Here is a 20,572-nt window from a genome sequence, read left to right on the forward strand (position 1 = left end):
ATAAGGGTTATGTCTGACGTAAATAAGCCTTTAGCCAGTAAAAAGCCGCTGGGTATTACTGATGTGGTATTGAGAGATGCCCATCAGTCACTCTTTGCTACCCGTCTTCGTATTGAAGATATGTTGCCGATCGCAGAGCAGTTGGATCAGATCGGTTACTGGTCTCTGGAAACCTGGGGAGGGGCCACCTTTGATGCCTGTATTCGCTTTCTGGGTGAAGACCCGTGGGAAAGGCTGCGTGAGCTGAAAAAAGCCATGCCGAATACCCGGCAGCAAATGTTGCTGAGAGGGCAGAATCTGTTGGGGTATCGCCATTATGCGGATGATGTCGTCGATAAGTTTGTTGAGCGTGCTGTAGCGAATGGTATGGATGTGTTCCGGGTATTTGATGCCATGAACGATCCCCGTAACCTGATGCAGGCCATGAAGGCTGTCAAGAAACAGGGGGCTCATGCTCAGGGCACGATCTCTTACACGACCAGTCCTGTTCATACGATGGATAGCTGGGTCTCTCTGGCTAAAGAGGTCGAGGATCTGGGGGCGGATTCTCTGTGCATTAAGGACATGTCAGGCATTATTACGCCGACTGACGTTTATGAGCTGGTTTCCAGGCTCAAGAAAGAAACCGATCTGGAAGTTCAGTTGCATTGCCATGCAACCTCCGGCCTTTCTTCCATGTCACTGCTCAAAGCGGTTGAAGCCGGTGTGGATCGAGTCGATACGGCCATCTCTTCCATGTCCATGACCTATGGACACTCTCCAACGGAGGCAATCGTTGCTGCATTGCAGGGCTCGGAGCGTGATACGGGCCTTGATCTGCATAAACTGGAAGAAGTGGCTGCTTACTTCCGGGTGGTGCGGAAAAAATACGCGAAATTTGAAGGTCAGCTGCGTGGTGTCGATTCCAGAATACTGATTGCCCAAGTGCCTGGCGGCATGCTCACCAATATGGAAAGTCAGCTGAAAGAGCAGGGCGCCAGTGATAAGTTCGACGAGGTGCTGCAGGAGATTCCCAGAGTTCGTGAAGACCTGGGCATGATTCCACTGGTAACACCCACTTCCCAGATTGTTGGTACTCAGGCGGTCCTCAACGTATTGACGGGTGAGCGCTATAAGACAATCTCCAAAGAGACTCAGGGGATTTTAAAAGGTGAATACGGGGCAGCTCCAGCTCTGTTTAATAAAAGCCTTCAGGACAGAGTTCTGGATGGTAAGGAAGCGATCACCTGTCGTCCAGCTGACCTGCTTGAATCTGAGTTCGAAAAACTGACTGCTGAACTGAATGGCCTTGCAAAAGAGAAAGGGATCAAGCTTGCAGAGCAGACAGTGGATGACGTTCTAACCTACGCTTTGTTCCCCCAGGTAGGCCTTAAGTTCCTGCAGAATCGCGGTAATTCCGACGCGTTTGAACCTGCACCGGGTACTGAGACTGTGGCAGAACCTGCGTCTACTGTGTCGGCAAAGCCTGGTGATGATTCTGTTTATACCGTCAAAGTGAATGGTAATGCTTATACCGTTCAGGTGTCTGAAGGTGGTGATGTTACTCAGTTGGTTTCGGCCTCCACTCCTGTGGCTCAGGCTGCCAGTACGTCAGCCGTTTCCGGTGAGCCGATGCCCGCTCCTCTTGCTGGTAATATCTGGAAAGTTAATGTCACTCCTGGTCAGAGTATTCAGGAGGGGGATGTTCTGCTGATCCTGGAAGCGATGAAGATGGAAACGGAAGTTCGTGCTCCGCGTTCCGGACAGGTGACGTCGGTCGATGTACGTGAAGGTGACAGTGTAGCGGTGGGTGATACCCTGCTTGCCCTGGCTTAATAAAAAGCGGTTAAAGAGAAAAAATGCCATGGAAAAGCTTATAACGCTCTGGGAGGGCTCCGGGTTATATAACATCACCACCGGAGAGTTCGCCATGATTCTGGTTGGCTTTGGTCTTCTGTACCTGGCCATCCGGAAGCAATTCGAGCCGTTGCTGTTGGTGCCTATTGGCTTTGGTGGGATTCTTGCCAATATTCCCCAGGCAGGGCTGGCGTTCTCTGCCATTGAGCAGGCGCTTCATGTTGCCAATCCAGTGGTGGTGCAGGCCATTTCAGAGGCGCTGGGCAGTGCCTCTGCAACCCCTGATCAGCTCTATAGTCTTTACAATGAGGCTAATGCAGCGACACGCACTCTGGTTGGTAATATTGTTGCTGATGCTGGGTATGCGAACGGTGTCCTTTATCAGTTTTACAGTGTTGCCATTGGCAGTGGAGTGGCTCCGCTGGTGATATTCATGGGAGTGGGCGCGATGACGGACTTTGGTCCGCTGCTGGCCAACCCGAAAACCCTGTTCCTTGGTGCGGCAGCCCAGTTTGGTATTTTTGCCACTGTGTTTGGTGCCATTGTGTTGAGCTCAATGGGGTTGATGAATTTCAGTCTGGCTGATGCGGCGGCTATCGGAATTATCGGTGGTGCCGATGGTCCGACAGCAATCTACGTTTCCAGTGTGCTGGCTCCACATCTGCTGGGTGCCATTGCTGTGGCTGCCTATTCATACATGGCTCTGGTTCCATTGATTCAGCCGCCTATTATGAAAGCACTGACCACTGCTGAAGAGCGGAAGATTGTCATGACACAGCTTCGCCCGGTGAGCAAAACGGAGAAGATAGTTTTCCCGATTTTGCTGCTGGTGCTGGTGGCTCTGTTATTGCCTGATGCCGCACCGCTGCTGGGTATGTTCTGTTTTGGTAATTTGATGAAAGAGTGTGGTGTGGTTGAGCGCTTGTCCGATACGGCTCAAAATGCCCTGATTAACATCACGACTATTTTCCTCGGATTGTCTGTCGGATCTAAGCTGAGTGCTGATAAGTTCCTGCAGGTGGAAACACTGGGAATTCTTACCCTGGGCATTGTTGCTTTCTGTATCGGTACCGCCAGTGGTGTCCTGATGGCGAAGCTGATGAATCGGTTGTCGTCTACCAAGGTAAACCCGCTGATTGGTTCTGCTGGTGTGTCGGCTGTACCAATGGCTGCGAGGGTATCTAATAAGCTGGGGCTTGAGGCGAATCCACAGAACTTCCTGTTGATGCATGCCATGGGCCCTAACGTGGCAGGGGTCATTGGCTCTGCAGTTGCTGCAGGTGTAATGATTAAATATTTGTCGTAATAATTAGCCTGTTGCTATTGATAAATTGAAATATTTATTGAGCCTGACCAATGCTGTTGCTTTTCTAAAAGGCAACAGCATTTTTTTTGTTGAAGCGATGCTTGTTTTTCAGCGAGAATAAAATCATTCAGAAAACATCCGCTTTGGTGTTTTAAATAACTGTAATGCGTAGCTTACCGTTTAGTAATGGTTTATATCTTTTATTGCTGAAAAGAAGAGTAGAAGTACTTTATGATTTATAAAGAATATAGCGTTTCTCCAAAAAAGAGCATTGCTCTGGTTGCTCATGATAATAAGAAAGGTGAGTTGGTGCATTGGAGTCTGCGCCATAAAGATAAGCTGGATGGGCATAACCTTTTTGCGACTGGAACCACGGGGAGCCTTCTTGAAAAAGAGCTTTCCATGCCAATTACTAAATTTATCAGTGGTCCACTGGGTGGTGACCAGCAGATAGGTGCTTTGATTTCTGAATGTAAACTTGATCTGCTGGTGTTCTTCTGGGACCCATTTGAACCAATGCCTCATGACCCGGATGTTAAGGCATTGCTGAGAATTGCCGCAGTATGGAATATTCCTGTTGCCTGCAACCAGAGTTCAGCAGACTATATTTTCTCTTCAGACTTATTGGGGCAGTCTCATAATCGACAGATCCCAGATTACGAAAGTTATTTACAGGAAAGAACGCTTTAATTCTGATTCATTAACTGCCAGCAACAACGCACCTGACAATTCACCAGCACCTGTTAGAACAGGTGCTGGTGCAATCATTATCCTGGGAAATTCTAGCGAATGAGCTTTAGGTAGTTTCAGTATAAAGAAATGATCAGATTAAAATTCAAAAGATGTGATCAGTAATCGGAGCTGTCGCTCCCATCTCTGCCCATAGAAGAACTAAGGCCAAGGCTGGACGGGCCATATTGGCGACGCTTTTTGTAGGTCACCTTAGGTTCAGAGTTGCCGTGTCGATCTTCAGGCATCGGTGTGTGGCTGCTCATGGTGCTGTTGCTGCCACTGCTGCGATAGGCCTGGTTTCCTGATGTAAATCTGCGAACGGACTGTTTTTTCACCGTTGGCTGAAAGACAGAAACCTGCGCCTGTTCGAAGACATCTCTTTCCGATTCGTGTGAAGAGGAAAGGAGCTCACTGCCCTGGGCCGCATTTTCCTGCATATTTAAACGCATACGATACGGATGGCCAAAACCTCTGCGTCGGCGAGGCTTGTGATCTTTTGGCTCGGGTGGCTTAAGACCTGTGAATTGTTCGTAAATGGTTGTGTAAATATATTTGCTCATAACTACCTCCTGTTCATCCTCTCCCAGAAATGGATAAAATGTCTTTATTTGGTTAACGATGGTAGACAAACCCATTTTAGGTATGAATAGGTAACACTACTTAAACTATTTGTTAAAACCGCTTGAAAAGCTGCAACAATATATTATGAGTGTCGTTGGTTTTTTGAAAAAGCGAAGTTAAAAAGAATTAATAGAAACAAAGGATAGCATTCATAAAAATAGATCGTTGATTGGTTTCATAATTTTTTTGAATGTCTGACTATTGGTAATAACTATTTTTTGCTAATTGGTAGATTATTAATAAAATTAAATCGTTTTTCTTTTTTGTTAATTCTTGTTTGAGTTTGTCTTTTGTTTTTTTATGATTAATAGGTATTAGCACTGATAGTGGAATTGCCGTACATACGATACTTTGACTGCAATTATTTCTTATTATCGGGTTGGCCAGCTTTAAACGTGCGGTATGACCATATAGGGCATGAGATATCTGTGATGTGTCATCATGATGTCTATGTCCCCGCGAGATAGGCAAACAATACGCCGACAATGATTTTCTTACATTGATGTAGATCAAGTTGGTGTTACAGCTATCCAGATGCAGTCTGCCTGACCCGAGAGCAGCATTCCCAAAGAATTCTCCAACTTATCAGGAGCCTCTTAGTATGACTGTAACCACCAGCGAGCTGCCAGCAGCATGGGAAGGATTTACTTCCGGCGATTGGTCCCAAAACGTTAACGTTCGTGACTTTATCCAGAAAAACTACACGCCTTATGAAGGTGACAGTTCTTTCCTGGCCGGTTCTACTGAAGCTACAGACCGTCTGTGGGCTGATGTTATGGAAGGTATCAAGGAAGAGAACCGCACTCACGCGCCTCTTGATTTTGATACTGACCTGCCATCCACCATTACTTCTCACGATGCCGGCTATATCAATAAAGATCTGGAGACCATCGTTGGTCTGCAGACTGAGAAGCCATTGAAGCGAGCTATCATCGCTAACGGTGGTATCCGTATGGTTGAAACTTCCTGCGAAGTTTATGGCCGTAAGCTGGATGATACCGTCAATAAAATCTTCACAGACTATCGTAAGACCCATAATGCGGGTGTTTTTGATGTCTATACTGCCGACATTCGTAATTGTCGTAAGTCTGGTGTAATCACTGGTCTGCCTGATGCCTATGGTCGTGGCCGTATCATTGGTGACTACCGTCGTATCGCGTTATACGGTATTGATCGTCTGGTCGTTGATAAGAAAGCCCAGCATAAGTCTCTGGATGCTGTTCTGGAGTCTGGTGAAAATCTTGAGCGCACTATTCAGCTGCGTGAAGAGATCATGGAGCAGATCAAGGCTCTGATGCAGATCAAAGAGATGGCGGCCAAATACGGTTGCGATGTCAGTGGTCCTGCTACCTCGGCCCGTGAAGCTGTTCAGTGGACCTACTTTGGTTATCTGGCCGCGGTTAAATCCCAGAATGGCGCAGCCATGTCACTGGGCCGTACTGCTACATTCCTGGATATTTACATCCAGCGTGATATCGAAGCGGGCAAGATCACTGAAACTGATGCCCAGGAAATGATCGACCATTTCGTCATGAAATTGCGTATGGTTCGCTTCCTGCGTACGCCTGAATATGATCAGCTGTTCTCTGGCGATCCAATCTGGGCGACTGAATCCATCGGTGGTATGGGTCTTGACGGTCGTACGCTGGTGACCAAGAACGCATTCCGTTTCCTGAACACCATGTACACCATGGGACCATCTCCAGAGCCGAATATCACGGTTCTGTGGTCTGAGCAGTTGCCAATGGGCTTCAAAGAGTACTGTGCCAAGGTTTCTATCGATACCAGCTCCATCCAGTACGAAAACGATGATCTGATGCGTCCGGATATGGACAGCGACGATTACGCGATTGCCTGCTGCGTATCACCAATGGTCGTAGGTAAGCAGATGCAGTTCTTTGGTGCTCGCGCCAACCTGGGTAAAACGCTGCTGTACGCCATCAATGGTGGTATTGACGAGAAGTTGAAAATTCAGATTGGTCCAAAGGCTGACAAAATCACTTCTGAGTACCTGGATTACGATGAAGTTTATGCAAGCTTTGACAAGCTGATGGACTGGCTGGCGACTCAGTATGTCACTGCACTGAACTGCATACACTATATGCACGACAAATACTCTTATGAAGCTGCCCAGCTGGCACTCCATGACCGTGATGTCATTCGTACCATGGCTTGTGGTATTGCAGGTCTGTCTGTTGCTGCTGACTCTCTGTCTGCTATCAAGTACGCAAAAGTTAAGCCGGTTCGTGACGAAGACGGTATTGCCATTGATTTCGAGATCGAAGGTGATTTTCCGAAGTTTGGTAACAACGAAGAGCGCGTGGACACGATTGCCTGTGAGCTGGTAGAAACTTTCATGAAGAAAGTGGCTTCTCACAAAATGTACCGCGATGCGATTCCGACCCAGTCAGTTCTGACCATTACCTCTAACGTGGTTTATGGTAAGAAGACCGGTACTACCCCAGACGGTCGTCGTGCAGGTCAGCCATTTGGCCCGGGTGCAAACCCAATGCACGGTCGTGACACCAGTGGTGCGGTTGCTTCTTTGAGCTCTGTTGCTAAGTTGCCGTTTGCCTATGCGAAGGATGGTATCTCTTACACCTTCTCTATCGTGCCAAAGGCGCTGGGTAAGGATGAAGATGGTCGTCGCAAGAACCTGGTAGGCCTGATGGATGGTTACTTCCATCATGAGAAGGGTCATGAAGGTGGTCAGCACCTGAACGTGAACGTTATGAACCGTGAAATGCTGGAAGATGCGATGGAAAACCCTGAGAAGTATCCTTCTCTGACCATTCGTGTTTCCGGTTACGCGGTGCGCTTTAACTCTCTGACACCAGAGCAGCAGCGTGACGTTATCACTCGTACCTTTACCGGCTCGCTGTAACGGTAAACACGGGTATTTAAATATAAAAGGCCAGCTTTGCTGGCCTTTTTTTGCTCATGGCATTCAGGGTTGCTGGGAGAGGGAGATCCTTTTGCAGCAACTCTTTTGGGTTAACAGGAGAGTCGCCATGTCCCTTGGTCGTGTCCATTCCATGGACTCATTTGGAACGGTAGATGGGCCGGGTATCCGTTACGTTGTGTTTATGCAGGGCTGCCATATGCGGTGCCGCTATTGTCATAACCGCGATACCTGGGATCTGCGTGATGGTGGAGAGGTGCTTAGCCATGAAGAGGTTCTGGAAAAGATTCTCAAAGTTAAGAACTTTCTGACCGGTGGTGTAACGGTGACAGGTGGAGAACCGCTGCTTCAGGCGGAGTTTGTTGCGGACCTTTTCAAGGCATTAAAAGAGCATGGTATTCATACCTGTCTTGATACTAATGGCTTTACCAAGCATATTACTCCGGATATTGAACGTCTGCTGTCATACACAGATCTGGTGTTGCTGGACATCAAGCATATGGATGAGGAAATGCACCAGAAGCTGACCTATGTCACCAGTAAGTACACCCGTAATTTTGCCATGTATTTGCAGGAGCTGAAAAAGCCGACCTGGATTCGCTATGTGGTGGTGGAAGGGTATACCGTTGATCCACTGTATGCCGCCATGCTGGCAGAGATGGTGGAGAAGATGGATTGTGTTGAAAAGGTGGAGATTCTGCCTTATCACAGCCTGGGTGTTCATAAGTGGGATGCGTTTAAGGATGGCTATGAGCTGGAAACGGTAAGACCGCCATCAACTGAACAGCTGGATGCGATCAAGGCTGAGTTTGATCAGCGGGGGATTTCTGCGGCTTATTGATGTTTTGAGCCACAAAGCTCACAAAGGAAAAGATTTCTTTTTGTGAGCTTTGTGGTTAAAGATGCATTAATTGAAAATGCGGTTTTCCTGTTCCTGAACCCGGATAAACGTGGTTCGCTTGGACAGCTCTTTCAATTGCGCTGCGCCTACATAAGTGCAGGTAGAGCGTACACCTCCCAGGATGTCCTGAACCGTTTCCAGGATTGGTCCGCGGTAAGGCACCTTAACGGTTTTGCCTTCAGAGGCGCGGTAGTTGGCAACGCCACCGGAGTGTTGATCCATTGCTGTTGTGGAGCTCATGCCATAGAACAGACGGAACTGTTTGCCATCTTCTTCCACCAGCTCACCGCCGGACTCATCGTGACCAGCAAACATGCCGCCGATCATGACGAAGTCTGCGCCAGCGCCAAACGCTTTGGAGACATCGCCAGCACAGGTGCAGCCACCATCAGAAATAACCTGACCGCCAACACCGTGAGCAGCATCAGCGCACTCGATAACAGCGGACAACTGAGGGTAACCTACGCCGGTTTTAACACGGGTGGTACAGACGGAGCCAGGGCCAATACCGACTTTAACAATATCAGCGCCTTTCAGAATCAGCTCTTCAACCATTTCACCGGTCACCACGTTGCCAGCAACGATGACTTTGTTCGGGTGGCGCTGACGGACACGGGAAACATACTCAACGAAGTGCTCGGAGTAGCCATTAGCGACATCGATACAGATAAAACGGAGCTTGTCATTCAGTGACAGGATTTCTGCCATCTTTTCGAAATCGCTGTCAGAAGTACCGCTGCTGACCATAATGCGGTCTTCAATGCCTTCAGGTGCATCGTCAAGGAATGCTTTCCACTCTTCTACGGTGTAGTGTTTGTGCACGGCGGTCAGCATCTTATGCTCAGCCAGCGCCAGCGCCATTGAAAAGGTACCTACCGTATCCATGTTGGCGGCAATGACAGGAACACCTGTCCACTCCTGGTCGGTGTGAACAAATCGGAAAGTGCGCTCCAGGCTAACCTGGGAACGGCTTTTCAGGGTTGAACGTTTAGGGCGGAACAGTACGTCTTTAAAACCCAGCTTGATATCAGCTTCTACGCGCATAGTAACTCTTCATCGCAATCATGCAGCGCTTCACTGAACCTTATGACCCGGGGGTAGTACAGTCTGAAGCACTTACATCTGCTCTGGTTATACGGAAAATGTGATGTACAAGCGGCCGGACAGCCAGGACGATCTGGGGAGATCCACCTTCAGAGAAGAGAAGGTTGCGCCGGACCCAGTGTGTTTTCTAAGGGCGAAAAAAAAGGGCGTGTTTGACGCTTATACGGCTGAAGTATACATAGACGACCATTGAAATGGAAGGCTGGTTGAAACGAGAGTGTGATCACTGGCCTCATGGTTAATTGTGCTCCCCCTCCCGGCAACGGGGTCGCAGGGATTTTTTGAACCACAAAGTTCACAAAGAGCACAAAGGAAAAGAAAAGCGCTTCTTTGTGAACTCTGTGGTTCAATCTTTAACCCATTAAAATAAGGAATAAATGCTGAATGTCCACCCTGAGAGCACCCTTAGTCAATCAGGTTGCGGATCTGGGTTTTGATCAGATCAATAGCAATCCGGTTTTTTCCACCATGAGGAATAATCAGGTCCGCGTGCTGGCGTGCTGGCTCGATGAACTGCATATACATTGGACGAACTGTTTCCAGGTACTGCTTAATGACGGAGTCTACATCGCGGCCACGGCTGAGGATGTCCCGCTTCATCCGGCGGATCAGACAGATGTCCAGAGGGGTGTCCATAAAGAAGCGAAGGTCAAAGGCTTCCCGGATAGCCGGATTGGTAAAGAGCAATATTCCCTCGTAGATAACGACCCGTGCCGGATTGACCTTTCGGGTGTCTTCACGACGATTGTGTTGGGTATAATCGTAGAGCGGTACGTCGATTTCTTCACCATTTTTCAGCTGAATCATCTGTTCCAGCATCAGGTCATGATCCATGGACTCCGGGTGGTCATAATTGGTTCGAACCCGTTCTTCCATGCTTAAGTGGCTTTGATCCTTATAGTAAGAATCTTCTGAAATAACACACAGATGCTCAGACTGGAGTTCTTCAACCAGAGTGTCCGCCAGAAGGCTTTTACCTGAAGCGGAGGCGCCGGCGATGCCGACAAGAATGGTCTTCTGTTTCATGAGATGGGTCCGGTTTTCAGTTTCTTTCTACAGGTACAGGGTTTCCGTTGTCGTCTATCGCAACGTATGTGAAAAATCCCTCAGTGACCTTATGACGCTCTTCTGATTTGAAAGGGTGAGAAAGAATCCACACTTCAAGCTTAATGCGCATAGAGGTGTTGCCGACGCGAATAATATCAGCATAACAGCAAACCACATCACCGACCTTGACCGGATGAATAAAGCTCATGGACTCAACAGCTACGGTTGATACCCGGGTATTACAGCGGTTTTTGGCGGCGAGACCTCCGGCAATGTCCATCTGGGACATAATCCAGCCACCAAAAATGTCACCATTGGGATTGGTGTCAGCAGGCATAGCCAGTGTTCGCAGAACCAGATCACCCTGTGGTTCAGTCATCAGAAAACTCCATACTGATCGTCATTGGCGGCGAATGCTATGCTTGCAGCTTTGCCTTGTAAATCCGTATTTCCATGAAAGCTTTTATGGGGGTGGGCATGGAAAGGGCGAGGCTATTAATGTATAAGTGCCTGATTTAAGTGCATCTGTTACCCATCCGTTACCAACGTTGAGATCTATGACTTTCCTCCCATTATCCAATCCATCCCAGTTGGTCATCCGTAATCAGGAACAATTCGAGCTTGAGCACCTTGTTGTGGTTGGTTTGCCTGCTGATGATCTCGCAATGCGTCTGCTGGATGATGGTGTTGGCTTTATCACAGCATTAACCCGGGATTTCAGTGCCTATCGGTGTTTACTTCCATTAGAAAGTCGTTTGACTGATCGATTTTCTCTGACGTTTGCGCCGGTACTGTCAGCTGAGCTTTCCCGCCCTGTTGATGGTGTTCTTGTTTTTCTTCAGAAAAGTAAGCCATTGATGGACTTCTGGCTTGAGATGGTGCTGAACTTTTTACCAGAAGGCGTACCCGTCTGGCTGGTCGGTGAAAACGATGAAGGTATCAAATCCTGGAAAAAGCGGCTGAAGGGCAGTTTTGGCGTGGTTAAGAGTGTGGATAACGCCCGTCACTGTGTATTGCTGGAAGCTTTAGAGCCATTGAAAAAGCCGGATAACTTCACTCTTGAGCAATGGTTTGAAACGTTTTCAGTCAGCGCAGCTTCTATGGATATGGACATTACCTCGTTACCCGGAGTCTTCAGCCATGGTCGCCTGGATCGGGGGACTCAGGTTCTTCTGGAAACACTGGATGTGGTGCCTTCTGGCAAAGTGCTGGATTTTGGCTGTGGCGCTGGTGTGATTTCCGCTTATATTAATGCCATGGCGGGTGATCATGATTTTACTCTGGTGGACTGTGATGCTCTGGCCTTGGCCAGCAGTAATAAAACCATGAGTGCTCTGGGGAGCAAGTCGTTTGCAGTGTTACCAAGCGATGGCCTCTCGGAAGTGACCGGTCAGTTCGATATGATCATCTCCAACCCTCCCTTTCATCAGGGTGTTAAAACGCACTACGAAGTGACAGAGCAGTTTCTCTCCCAGTCGCACCAGATGCTTCGCCGGGGAGGTGAACTGAGAATTGTAGCCAATAGCTTCCTGCGTTATCCACCCATTATTCAAAAGGCTTTTGGCCACTGTGAGACGTTGCTGACTAAGGATGGGTTTTCAGTTTATCGCGCAGTGAATAGATAATGGCATATATAAGAAGTCGCCTTTAAGGAACCTTTTCTTCTGTGTTAACTCTTATTTTAAGGTTTACGTCTGTGGAAAGTTTTGGGTTTATTTCTTGGGACTATCTGTTTTTTTAAAATATACCTTCCAGCTAGGGGGGGCATATGTCCAATTGTGAACCTCCCCTGGTTTTGTAAACTTTCCGGCAGATTACTAAGTTCTGTTGACATAAGGTTCCAAACTCAGTGGTTCGTAAAGCCCTATTACACGAGGCGAGCTGGTACAGATGTAGTGGTTCTACATCAAACCAGTTCAACGAAGCTGGAACGCGGCTTTACGAATCATCCTCCGGGCTCAAGTCAGAATGCTTCTGCCGTTGTTGCAATGGCTTGAAAGACCTGAGTATTCCTGCGCCCTTGCGCCTAGTCAGATGCATTCTGACTTGAGCTGAGAAAGGAAACTTATGTCAACAGAACCTAACTCACTTATATTCAGGCACTGTTTTAGATGGGGTGCTTTTGCATACATGCAATAGAAGGTTGCCGTGATGCTCAGTCTGCGTAATTCGGGTCCAGTTGAGTCTTCTAATGGGTCTGGAGGAGCTTCTACGGGTGGCGTTTTCAACCGTGCTACCAGTTTTGGAAGAGACTGCTTTGCCTGGGTTCAGTCCAGGCTTTGCTGTTGTCTGAATCGAAGTGATCCTGATACGACCACTGCTATTGAAAGACGAAACTCACGCCAGCTTGAGATTGATGCAGTGCCTCACTTTTTCCCCGTCGCCGGAGCTACCTCTGACACCTTCTGCTTTGAACAATGGGATGGAGGGGGTGTAAAAAATCAACATCTGTGGTCTGCTCCACTTCCTGATTTATCGTCAGTTAGCACTGATGATGTTGAGGAAACCCCTGGAGGGTTAAGGTTACTTGAGGGAGGCTGGGGTAAAGGGGATGTTTATGAAGATGATGATGATGCACTTTGGGGTTGTTTTGGTTTATTTAAACAAAGGAAAATAAATTCCGGAGCATTTGGGACTGTCTACCAATATCAAGATATTGAAGGTACCGCTTATGCCGTAAAGATTCATAGCTTGGCAAATGATGGAACAACAGTCGTTTATCATGAGCACGAGGGTGGAAACTGCTATGACGATTTCAAAGCACGTAGGGGTGAGTTTGTTGGTCTAACGTTACCTCCTCATCCGAATGTCGCCAAAGTTCATACATTTATTATGCAGGATATAAACAGTGGTCAATACATACCCATCCATAGTATGGCGGATATAAGCGAGCATGATTGTCGAAGTTTGCAGTTAAAAATAATTATCAGTGAGTATGTTCATGGTATAGACCTTCTTGAGTTGCTGGCAAAACGGAAAAGCTTTGAACAAATCCCTGCAGGGGGGGTGTCACTGGCAAAGGAGCTTGCCTCGCAGCTTGCAGAGGCTCTAGATTTTTTGCATACCAGCAGAAAAGTAATCTATCGCGACCTTAAGCCTGATAATATCATTGTTACACTTTCGGACACAGGTCAGTGGGTCTTTAAACTGGTTGACTTTGGTCTTTCAAAGCAACTGTTTGAACATGGCCTAACGGGAACTTTTTGTGGATCTCCCATGGCTATTGCTCCTGAGATGCTCGGTTATGAAGAGGATGATAGTCGACTTTACTCTTATTCAGTTGACTTGTGGAGTTATGGGATTCTTTTATGGGAGACCGCAGCAGCCGGGTCGCGCAAGGAAATAGAGTCAATAATCAATAAGAAGTTTGCAGAAATGTTTCCAAACGAAGTGGTCACTAGTGACATGGCCGTGTCAGAGTCATCCTCAGTGTCTGATTCAGACTGTTTGAGTACAAAATTAGTACGAATGGGAGGGGATATTATCGGTCAGTTGTTTGATGCCAGTATTGCCCGTGAAAAGAACCACCCGGATGCTCCTTTATTAAAAAAAATGGTAACTGGTTTACTGGCACTTAACCCTGATGAGAGAATGAGGCTAGGGGAGGTCAGGACGCTTTTGAGAGAGCCCGCTTCATTAAGCTGACTGGGAGCTCTTATCTTCCTGATCAAGCTTCACACTTATCCGAACGGCAACAATATGAATAATAATATTAAGCCCGCGTGGATGTTTCTCGGGGTATTTCTGGTCACACTGTTGTGGGCTCTGGAGTCGGATAACCGGCCAAGAGTTCGACTGGCAATGCCATATTCATCTGATGATCTCCGTTCATCAACCATTGATGTAGCAAGCCCGCAAAGCCGTCAGGCTGATAATCTGAAGCCTGACGAGCAGTTGGCGAGTGAGGATCGGTCAGTCCGGTTCGGGAAAACGGAGAAAAAGAATAACCTTCAGCCGCACAGAGACAGCTTGTTAAGCGATGCTTCGAGAGATCTGTTGGTTAACTCTGCTAATCGACAGTTGCCTGCACAGGAACAGGCTTTTTACTTGCCGGATAAGGAACCGGTAGAACCGTTTCGTGACAATAATCCCCTGCATGCAGCTGATCGACTATATAGCTGTTTTGGGAACAGTTGCCTGAATATCGTTGCTGATCAATAGGAGCCTGTCCGAGAATAGACTGCCACCCTCGCTACGAGCGCTATTCTCGGTCAGGCTCCTGGCGCTTACAACGCCAGATAATAAGGCGACATCAGCAGCCTTATTTCTTCAGTATAATGCGGGTGCTGGTCATATATAGTCACCGTCTGCTCATGAACCTCCTGTGATTCTTCCGTATCGTTCAGGTGCTTTAGCACCAGAATATAACGGTGGTTATTGTGACTACTTGAAGAACGTAACCCAACCTGTTTTATCAACTTAAGTCCTTCTTGAACCGCTGCCGTCAGAAACAGAGTGGTGGATTCCACGGGGAGTAGAATCCATGCCTCTCCACTATTGGCCAAATGCTTGCCAATCGCTTTTGCAAGATCTGAAAAGCTCAAGCTGTCCGTATGGCGAGCGAGGTTTCTGCGATGATCGTTACCTTTGAACGCCTGCTGAAAAAATGGAGGGTTGGAGATAATACAATCAAAGCGTTGTTCACTGGTTGCAGAGAAGGACTGTATTGAGCTGTTGACCAGGTGCAACTGATCAGCCCATTGACTCTGGGCAAAATTATCTTCAGCCTGTTTTGACGCTTCTTCATCAAGCTCAATTGCGGTAATGCTTGATTGACTGTTCTGTGCTGCCATCAGACTGAGCAGTCCGGTACCCGCACCAATATCCAGAACAGTCTGGCTGTTCTGAAGAGAAGGTGACTGGCCGAAGAGGGCGCCAAAGATGCAGGCATCGGTGGTGACCTTCATGGCGCACTGGCCCTGTTCGATTTTGAACTGCTTAAAAGCAAAGTAACGGTTTCTGACCATGATATTTACTTTCTAGATAGGTGCTGCTGAGCCAGTACGGCAACAATAATCATAATCAGCCCTGCGTAAGTGGCCGGATAAATGGATTCTCCCAGTATATTGGCAATAAAGATCAATGATAAAAATGGGCTCAGATAGCTGATATTACTGATCATGGCCGTATTGTCTGCCAGCTTGAGTGCTTTCAGCCATAGAATATAAGCGAAGCCCATCTCAATCAGACCAACATAGGCCGCAGCAGCCAGGCCTTCTGTGGAAACTGGCCATACGCTGGAAAAGAGGAGGGTGGCACCAATAATCCAGGGCAGTCCGCAGAGAAAACAGATCAGTAGACTGACCACCGGATCCCCGTCACGACGAGTATTAAAAATCCAGTACAGTGCCCAGATAATGGTACTGGAAAGGGCAAGGACTACCCCCGTTGGGCTGGAAAAATTAAGATTCCGAAATTCTCCACGGGTACAGATAATCAATACACCCGCATAGGCGAGCAGGCAGCAGAGCAGGCTTTTAAAGGACAGTTTTCTGCCCAGCAAGGGAACGGCAAGCAGAGTCAATGCCATAGGCCAGCTGTAATTTAACGCCTGAGCCTGCTGAGCAGGCAAGAGGTCATAGGCGCCAAACAAGGCTACGTGATAGAGAAAGGGATTTAACAGCCCTAATAACAGGAATAGTCCGGGAGAGCGCTTAAATTGAGAGGCAATCAACCCTGTTTTGCCCTGAATGATCACAATGATGCTCAGCAGGATGGTTGAGGTAGCCACAGACCAGAAAACCAGTTGCCATGGGTCAAGGTGTTTAAGGGCTATTTTAAAGGCGGTGGCAATGGTCGACCACAATAAGGCCGTAGCCAGGGCGTAGAAACAGGCTTTGCTATTGTCTGTCATGAATACTGCTTGGAGACGTTAAGTGAGTAAGTTTGCGTTGTGACAATACTATCTCACAGGTCCCAAAAGAAACAGGCAAAAGCGTTTAACCACAGAGATCACAAAGACCACAAAGGAAACAACTTGTCTTCGTGCTTTTTTTGACCTCTGTGGTTACCTATAGATATGGGGGAAATACCTGATAGAGGTTAGCGTTCAATGGTGATGGTAACATGACGGTTATGTCTGCGGCCTTCTCTGGTTTGATCTCCGGCCTCCAGTACACCACCTGCAACCGCCTTGATTCGATTGCCATTGATTCCACGTTCTTCCAGGTACTTTTTGACACTTTCAGCCCGGCGCAGCGCGAGTTTCCTGTTGTATTCCACTGGTCCGGTTGAATCGGTGTAACCAACCGCAGTCAGGCGAACATTGGGTTGTTTTTTGGCAGCATCAGCGATTTGGTCCAGCTCCTGGCGACTCAGCTGATCAATGTCCGTTTTATCAAAGCCGAAGTAGACAATGCCAAGCTCTCTCTGCAGAGGACAGCCATCGGCATCAACGGGAACGCCTTTGGGGGTATTTGGGCATTTATCCATTGCATTGGGAACACCGTCGCCATCACTGTCCGAAGGGCAGCCATACTGGTCAACAGCAACGCCTGCCGGTGTATTGGGGCAACGATCCATATTGTCTGGAACGCCATCACCGTCAGAATCCGGGCAGCCGTCAGGGCCTACTTTTACACCATAAGGTGTATTGGGGCACTTATCCATGTAGTCAGGAACACCATCGTTATCAGAGTCGAGAGGGCAGCCACTCTTATCAACTTTGACACCCGCTGGCGTATGAGCACATCGATCTTTTTTATCGGGCACACCGTCGCCATCATTGTCACCTCCAGTCAATGCACAGATAGCGGCACCAACGAGAGCACCTCCAATAGCGCCATAGCCTGCTGATTTTCCACTGTCGGATGAGCTTTTACCATTGGCTGCAGCACCAATAAGACCACCTGTACCCGCTCCAATAAGGGCACATTGACTCCATCGACTCATATGGCCATCACTGGCACAGCCGGTGAGAAAAAGAGCGATCATGAAAAGGGTCAGCATTTTGCAGGGAGTGATGAAACGCATGAATCAAACTCCAAGTGTGTCGGGTTAGGGATGTGTTGACGTCTAATCGAATAAGAATTTCCCATCGCATGATCTGAACACTGTGCCTGACATTATCTGCCGAGAACTCCATTCAGGTTTTTAAGTAAGTCTGATCAGGAGTGAAGAGGGGCTTTGGTTGTCAGTTCATACTCAAGTAGTTAACCACATGAAATCATATTTTCTAATTAAGTGGGCAGCAGCCTTAGGACGTTACGACTCAGGTCACATGGCTATAACTATGCTCCCTATGTCGTGCCTTTGCATTACAACTATCCACTCAGCCAGAAATATTCTATTTCATATGGCCAACTGCTTATAACTGAAACAGGGTGCATAAAATGTGATGAGTTATTGGAGGATTAGCAGCTTCGAGTATAGGTCAAAATAATTAGTAGCCAGTAGAAAGTTACCAATAAAGCAAAAGGTTACGTTTGATATGGAATGATTTGCAGAGATGAACATCGTGCTGGTTTGATCGGTGCAAAAGTAGGCAGCAAGTTGGCGGCAGACTCTTATTTTTCCTGGAATGTGACCGATAACTGTGAGCATGCCCACCAAGATTCCAGTATCCATACAGCGAGTTATAGCACTCTTTCTGCGCCTCGTGAGGCGAATATCAGTGAAATCATGCTGGTTGTTTCTGCTTGTTTTACACGGTATGGAAAGTCAGGCTGAGATAATGCTGCACAGAGCTGTTGAGCCTGCCCGAATGGGGCTGGATATCAGTATTTCCGGCGAAAACCTGACGCTTTATATTGCCCTTAAGGAAGAGTCTTTATCAGTACTAAAGAAAAAAATGGATGTGGGGCTCTTGTATGGTCAGCTTAAGCGTATGTCGTATTTTGCCTTGCCGCCAGCTGCTGCCCGTTGTCGGGTGAAAGGGCATAAAGTCAATCAGGGGGCGGATCAAATTAACGGCTTTCAAGCGTTCCATTGTGAAAGACCTGAGCAGCTCAAATTCATTGATGTGAAACTTTATGATGCCTTGCCTGACTTGAAAGCCGTCGATGTGTGGCTGACCACCGAGAAGTGGCAAAACAAGACCGTTGTTTATCCTGACAAATTGCAGGTCATCATCAAGTCGGGGGTATTGAAATGATAGGTTCTCAAGCCGTTTCTATTCATGACCTTGAGCAAAAAATTGGTGAAACAGAAATTTTGAATATTCCGGAACTGGCAATTACTGCTGGTGAGACGGTTTGTATTCAGGGTGGCAATGGTTCTGGCAAAACGGCACTTTTAAGGGCTTTGATGGGGCTGACTCGTTGTAATAGCGGGGATGTGATTGTTCTGGGCAATGATATGAGAAGAATCGGTGCCTCTTCTCTGGAACGGCTCCGTGCCGACGCTATTGGGTTTGTCTTTCAGCATTATCGTCTGGTTCCTTACCTGAGTGCTTTCGATAATATACTGCTGCCCTGTTATTTCTCGTCAAAAAGGAAAGAAGAAGCTGAAAGGCGTTCTGAGACCGCAGCGAACGATGCCTTCCGTCTGATCAGGAAACTCAGTTTGAAAGACCCATCCCGGCTATCAAAAGATGCTGCGAATTACAGCGCTGGTCAGCAGCAACGTTTTGCTATTGCCCGGGCACTGGTCGGTAAACCTCAACTTGTTCTGGCAGACGAGCCTGCTTCTGCCATGGACAGTAATGGTAAGAAAGCCGTTTACCAGCTTTTGCAAGATGAATGTCGTGCAAGTGGAGCAACATTGATCTGTACAACCCATGATGAAAATAGCATTGATGGTTTTGACAGGTACTTGGATATGAAGACGTTGAACCTGGCCAGGGAGCGAGAAAACCGATGGTCATTATGAAGATTATGCGCAAAAGCCTCGGTCAGAGGGCTGGACGCTCAACAATATCAATTCTCGCACTGGCTTTCAGCGTTGCTCTCCTTTTAGTTATCAGCCATATCCATGAAGCAGTGAGATCCTATGCCAGACAAGTGTCTTCAGAGGCGGACCTTATTGTAGGGGCTCCTTCGCAGCCGGTACACCTTGTACTTTACAGCCTTTTCCGCATCGGACCTCCCCCTCGCGTTATTCCTTGGGAAGTTTATGAGGATATTGCTGGCCTTAAGGAGGCAGAATGGGTTGCGCCCGTGTCGACCAATGAAAGCCATCGAGGCTATACCGTCACCGGCAGCACTGGGCGTTATATGGATACTCTAAAACTAAAAGCAGTTAATTTTATTGGGTCCAGCGGGGCGGGCACGGTGTTCAGAAATGACCTTTCGGCATTTATAGGCTCTGAGCTGGCTGAAGAATATCATCCGGGAGAGACGTTAACCATTGCCAATGGTTTTTCACCTTCATTAAAGGATGAATATCAAACCCCATTTATTATCCAGGGTGTTTTAATGGAAACTGGAACATCACTGGATAATAACATACTGATACCTATAGAAGGGTTGAGAAAAACCCGAAAAGCTCATGGGATAAAATCTGACTATATCAATTTTATATTGATAAAGCTGAAGCACCGACAATCGCTGTTTAAGGTTCAGCAGGCCCTGAAGTCAAAATACCAGGTACCTCTTGAAGTGGTTATTCCCGCTTTAGAGCTGGAAAAACTGGGTCATTATGAGCGGATGTTGAATAATGTTTTTATGGCCATGAGCTTTATCATCGTACTTCTTTCGCTGATGATGATTTTTTTCAATCTTTCCGCCGGTTTTGCAGAGCGAAAACAAGAGGTCGAATTATTACGGATGGTTGGAGCAAGACCCTGGCAGTTGGCAGGCCTTACGCTGGCTGAGCCAGTACTTCAGATTATCTTTGCGCTGTTTTCTGGTGTTGTCTTATACAAAGTTTCCACTCTTTTCCTGGGTGGCTGGATTCCGGTTGTCAACAGCATCGCGTTACCTGTCGGGCACCTGTTCTGGCTGTTGTTGTTGTTTTTACTCGGATTTTTGATTGCCTGTTTGCCCGCATGGCGGATGTACGGTTTTTCTAAAAGAACCTAGTACATCATCTCAATGAGATTGATGGGTAGAGTTTTTTCAGCTTTACCCATGCGTCCTCAGTTTCGAACTGCCAATCCATTTTTGTGTCAACCTGATTTCGAACATTTTCCCAAGCAGTTACTAATCAACGCCCCCTAGAGGGCGGGCTTCACATTGTTCGAGGG

Annotated in this window: 19 protein-coding genes; 12 read left to right on the forward strand and 7 right to left on the reverse strand. The window is 47.5% G+C overall.

All coding sequences use genetic code 11. The features are described 5' to 3' along the window. Positions 1-9 precede the first annotated feature (9 nt). From oadA to GV64_RS10260, 3 genes are all read left to right on the forward strand, one after another. The gene (gene oadA / locus GV64_RS10250) at positions 10-1,815 is read left to right on the forward strand and encodes a sodium-extruding oxaloacetate decarboxylase subunit alpha (protein WP_020582723.1); all 1,806 of its coding nucleotides are present in this window, start codon (positions 10-12) and stop codon (positions 1,813-1,815) included. Positions 1,816-1,843: 28 nt separating this feature from the next. After that, complete coding sequence (locus GV64_RS10255) at positions 1,844-3,142, forward strand: sodium ion-translocating decarboxylase subunit beta (protein WP_020582724.1); 1,299 nt, start codon at positions 1,844-1,846, stop codon at positions 3,140-3,142. A gap of 231 nt (positions 3,143-3,373) precedes the next feature. Continuing rightward, positions 3,374-3,832 carry a methylglyoxal synthase gene (locus GV64_RS10260; RefSeq protein WP_020582725.1) on the forward strand — a complete coding sequence of 153 codons (459 nt, stop codon included), beginning with the start codon at positions 3,374-3,376 and terminating at the stop codon, positions 3,830-3,832. A 158-nt stretch (positions 3,833-3,990) separates the two neighbouring features. Here GV64_RS10260 and GV64_RS10265 read toward each other — a convergent pair whose 3' ends face one another. After that, a complete protein-coding gene (locus GV64_RS10265) occupies positions 3,991-4,434 on the reverse strand; it encodes a hypothetical protein (RefSeq protein WP_020582726.1) in 444 nt (147 codons plus the stop codon). 662 nt (positions 4,435-5,096) lie between these two features. Between GV64_RS10265 and pflB the strand changes: the two genes are divergently transcribed. Next, positions 5,097-7,379, forward strand: a complete 2,283-nt coding sequence (gene pflB, locus GV64_RS10270) for a formate C-acetyltransferase (RefSeq protein WP_020582727.1) — start codon at positions 5,097-5,099, stop codon at positions 7,377-7,379. Positions 7,380-7,506: 127 nt separating this feature from the next. Beyond that, positions 7,507-8,238, forward strand: a complete 732-nt coding sequence (gene pflA / locus GV64_RS10275; RefSeq protein WP_026258284.1) for a pyruvate formate-lyase-activating protein — start codon at positions 7,507-7,509, stop codon at positions 8,236-8,238. Positions 8,239-8,304: 66 nt separating this feature from the next. On the opposite strand, the gene GV64_RS10280 is transcribed toward pflA, so the two are convergent. The 3 genes from GV64_RS10280 to yciA form a co-directional block, all read right to left on the reverse strand. After that, on the reverse strand, positions 8,305-9,342 hold the full coding sequence (locus GV64_RS10280) for a GMP reductase (protein WP_020582730.1): 1,038 nt from the start codon (positions 9,340-9,342) through the stop codon (positions 8,305-8,307). A gap of 465 nt (positions 9,343-9,807) precedes the next feature. Beyond that, positions 9,808-10,428 (reverse strand): uridine kinase, encoded by a 621-nt coding sequence (gene udk / locus GV64_RS10285; RefSeq protein WP_020582732.1) that lies wholly within the window; start codon positions 10,426-10,428, stop codon positions 9,808-9,810. A gap of 16 nt (positions 10,429-10,444) precedes the next feature. Next, positions 10,445-10,828: an acyl-CoA thioester hydrolase YciA gene (gene yciA, locus GV64_RS10290; protein ID WP_020582733.1), complete on the reverse strand. Its 384-nt coding sequence runs from the start codon at positions 10,826-10,828 to the stop codon at positions 10,445-10,447. Between the two features lie 178 nt (positions 10,829-11,006). Between yciA and GV64_RS10295 the strand changes: the two genes are divergently transcribed. From GV64_RS10295 to GV64_RS10305, 3 genes are all read left to right on the forward strand, one after another. Further along, a complete protein-coding gene (locus GV64_RS10295) occupies positions 11,007-12,074 on the forward strand; it encodes a class I SAM-dependent methyltransferase (RefSeq protein ID WP_020582734.1) in 1,068 nt (355 codons plus the stop codon). Between the two features lie 526 nt (positions 12,075-12,600). Beyond that, a complete protein-coding gene (locus GV64_RS10300) occupies positions 12,601-14,094 on the forward strand; it encodes a protein kinase domain-containing protein (RefSeq protein WP_020582735.1) in 1,494 nt (497 codons plus the stop codon). Positions 14,095-14,148: 54 nt separating this feature from the next. Beyond that, entirely contained in the window at positions 14,149-14,610 is a 462-nt protein-coding gene (locus GV64_RS10305; RefSeq protein WP_020582736.1) for a hypothetical protein, read from the forward strand. Positions 14,611-14,675: 65 nt separating this feature from the next. On the opposite strand, the gene GV64_RS10310 is transcribed toward GV64_RS10305, so the two are convergent. The 3 genes from GV64_RS10310 to GV64_RS10320 all read right to left on the reverse strand — a co-directional run bounded on the left by GV64_RS10310 (position 14,676) and on the right by GV64_RS10320 (position 17,421). Beyond that, the gene (locus tag GV64_RS10310; protein WP_020582737.1) at positions 14,676-15,416 is read right to left on the reverse strand and encodes a tRNA1(Val) (adenine(37)-N6)-methyltransferase; all 741 of its coding nucleotides are present in this window, start codon (positions 15,414-15,416) and stop codon (positions 14,676-14,678) included. Positions 15,417-15,421: 5 nt separating this feature from the next. Then, a complete protein-coding gene (locus GV64_RS10315) occupies positions 15,422-16,303 on the reverse strand; it encodes a DMT family transporter (protein ID WP_020582738.1) in 882 nt (293 codons plus the stop codon). Between the two features lie 188 nt (positions 16,304-16,491). Continuing rightward, positions 16,492-17,421 carry an OmpA family protein gene (locus GV64_RS10320; protein ID WP_020582739.1) on the reverse strand — a complete coding sequence of 310 codons (930 nt, stop codon included), beginning with the start codon at positions 17,419-17,421 and terminating at the stop codon, positions 16,492-16,494. Between the two features lie 462 nt (positions 17,422-17,883). On the opposite strand from GV64_RS10320, the gene GV64_RS25245 reads away from it, so the two are divergent. From GV64_RS25245 to GV64_RS10340, 4 genes are read left to right on the forward strand one after another with little or no spacing between them, the layout of a single operon-like run. After that, positions 17,884-18,117, forward strand: a complete 234-nt coding sequence (locus tag GV64_RS25245) for a hypothetical protein (RefSeq protein WP_020582740.1) — start codon at positions 17,884-17,886, stop codon at positions 18,115-18,117. A 4-nt stretch (positions 18,118-18,121) separates the two neighbouring features. After that, positions 18,122-18,541 carry a ZrgA family zinc uptake protein gene (locus GV64_RS10330; RefSeq protein WP_020582741.1) on the forward strand — a complete coding sequence of 140 codons (420 nt, stop codon included), beginning with the start codon at positions 18,122-18,124 and terminating at the stop codon, positions 18,539-18,541. Continuing rightward, positions 18,538-19,257 (forward strand): ATP-binding cassette domain-containing protein, encoded by a 720-nt coding sequence (locus GV64_RS10335; RefSeq protein ID WP_020582742.1) that lies wholly within the window; start codon positions 18,538-18,540, stop codon positions 19,255-19,257. Before GV64_RS10330 ends, GV64_RS10335 begins: the two co-directional genes overlap by 4 nt. Further along, positions 19,245-20,408 (forward strand): ABC transporter permease, encoded by a 1,164-nt coding sequence (locus GV64_RS10340; protein ID WP_020582743.1) that lies wholly within the window; start codon positions 19,245-19,247, stop codon positions 20,406-20,408. Before GV64_RS10335 ends, GV64_RS10340 begins: the two co-directional genes overlap by 13 nt. The last annotated feature ends 164 nt before the right edge of the window (positions 20,409-20,572 follow it).

The sequence above is a fragment of the Endozoicomonas elysicola genome (assembly GCF_000710775.1).
Classification (GTDB): Bacteria; Pseudomonadota; Gammaproteobacteria; order Pseudomonadales; family Endozoicomonadaceae; genus Endozoicomonas; species Endozoicomonas elysicola.

Bases quoted from the DNA above. Each gene is read 5' to 3' on its own strand.
- oadA (WP_020582723.1), top strand. From the start codon at position 10: ATGTCTGACGTAAATAAGCCTTTAGCCAGTAAAAAGCCGCTGGGTATT.
- GV64_RS10255 (WP_020582724.1), top strand. From the start codon at position 1,844: ATGGAAAAGCTTATAACGCTCTGGGAGGGCTCCGGGTTATATAACATC.
- GV64_RS10260 (WP_020582725.1), top strand. From the start codon at position 3,374: ATGATTTATAAAGAATATAGCGTTTCTCCAAAAAAGAGCATTGCTCTG.
- GV64_RS10265 (WP_020582726.1), bottom strand. From the start codon at position 4,434: ATGAGCAAATATATTTACACAACCATTTACGAACAATTCACAGGTCTT.
- pflB (WP_020582727.1), top strand. From the start codon at position 5,097: ATGACTGTAACCACCAGCGAGCTGCCAGCAGCATGGGAAGGATTTACT.
- pflA (WP_026258284.1), top strand. From the start codon at position 7,507: ATGTCCCTTGGTCGTGTCCATTCCATGGACTCATTTGGAACGGTAGAT.
- GV64_RS10280 (WP_020582730.1), bottom strand. From the start codon at position 9,342: ATGCGCGTAGAAGCTGATATCAAGCTGGGTTTTAAAGACGTACTGTTC.
- udk (WP_020582732.1), bottom strand. From the start codon at position 10,428: ATGAAACAGAAGACCATTCTTGTCGGCATCGCCGGCGCCTCCGCTTCA.
- yciA (WP_020582733.1), bottom strand. From the start codon at position 10,828: ATGACTGAACCACAGGGTGATCTGGTTCTGCGAACACTGGCTATGCCT.
- GV64_RS10295 (WP_020582734.1), top strand. From the start codon at position 11,007: ATGACTTTCCTCCCATTATCCAATCCATCCCAGTTGGTCATCCGTAAT.
- GV64_RS10300 (WP_020582735.1), top strand. From the start codon at position 12,601: ATGCTCAGTCTGCGTAATTCGGGTCCAGTTGAGTCTTCTAATGGGTCT.
- GV64_RS10305 (WP_020582736.1), top strand. From the start codon at position 14,149: ATGAATAATAATATTAAGCCCGCGTGGATGTTTCTCGGGGTATTTCTG.
- GV64_RS10310 (WP_020582737.1), bottom strand. From the start codon at position 15,416: ATGGTCAGAAACCGTTACTTTGCTTTTAAGCAGTTCAAAATCGAACAG.
- GV64_RS10315 (WP_020582738.1), bottom strand. From the start codon at position 16,303: ATGACAGACAATAGCAAAGCCTGTTTCTACGCCCTGGCTACGGCCTTA.
- GV64_RS10320 (WP_020582739.1), bottom strand. From the start codon at position 17,421: ATGCGTTTCATCACTCCCTGCAAAATGCTGACCCTTTTCATGATCGCT.
- GV64_RS25245 (WP_020582740.1), top strand. From the start codon at position 17,884: ATGATTTGCAGAGATGAACATCGTGCTGGTTTGATCGGTGCAAAAGTA.
- GV64_RS10330 (WP_020582741.1), top strand. From the start codon at position 18,122: ATGCTGCACAGAGCTGTTGAGCCTGCCCGAATGGGGCTGGATATCAGT.
- GV64_RS10335 (WP_020582742.1), top strand. From the start codon at position 18,538: ATGATAGGTTCTCAAGCCGTTTCTATTCATGACCTTGAGCAAAAAATT.
- GV64_RS10340 (WP_020582743.1), top strand. From the start codon at position 19,245: ATGGTCATTATGAAGATTATGCGCAAAAGCCTCGGTCAGAGGGCTGGA.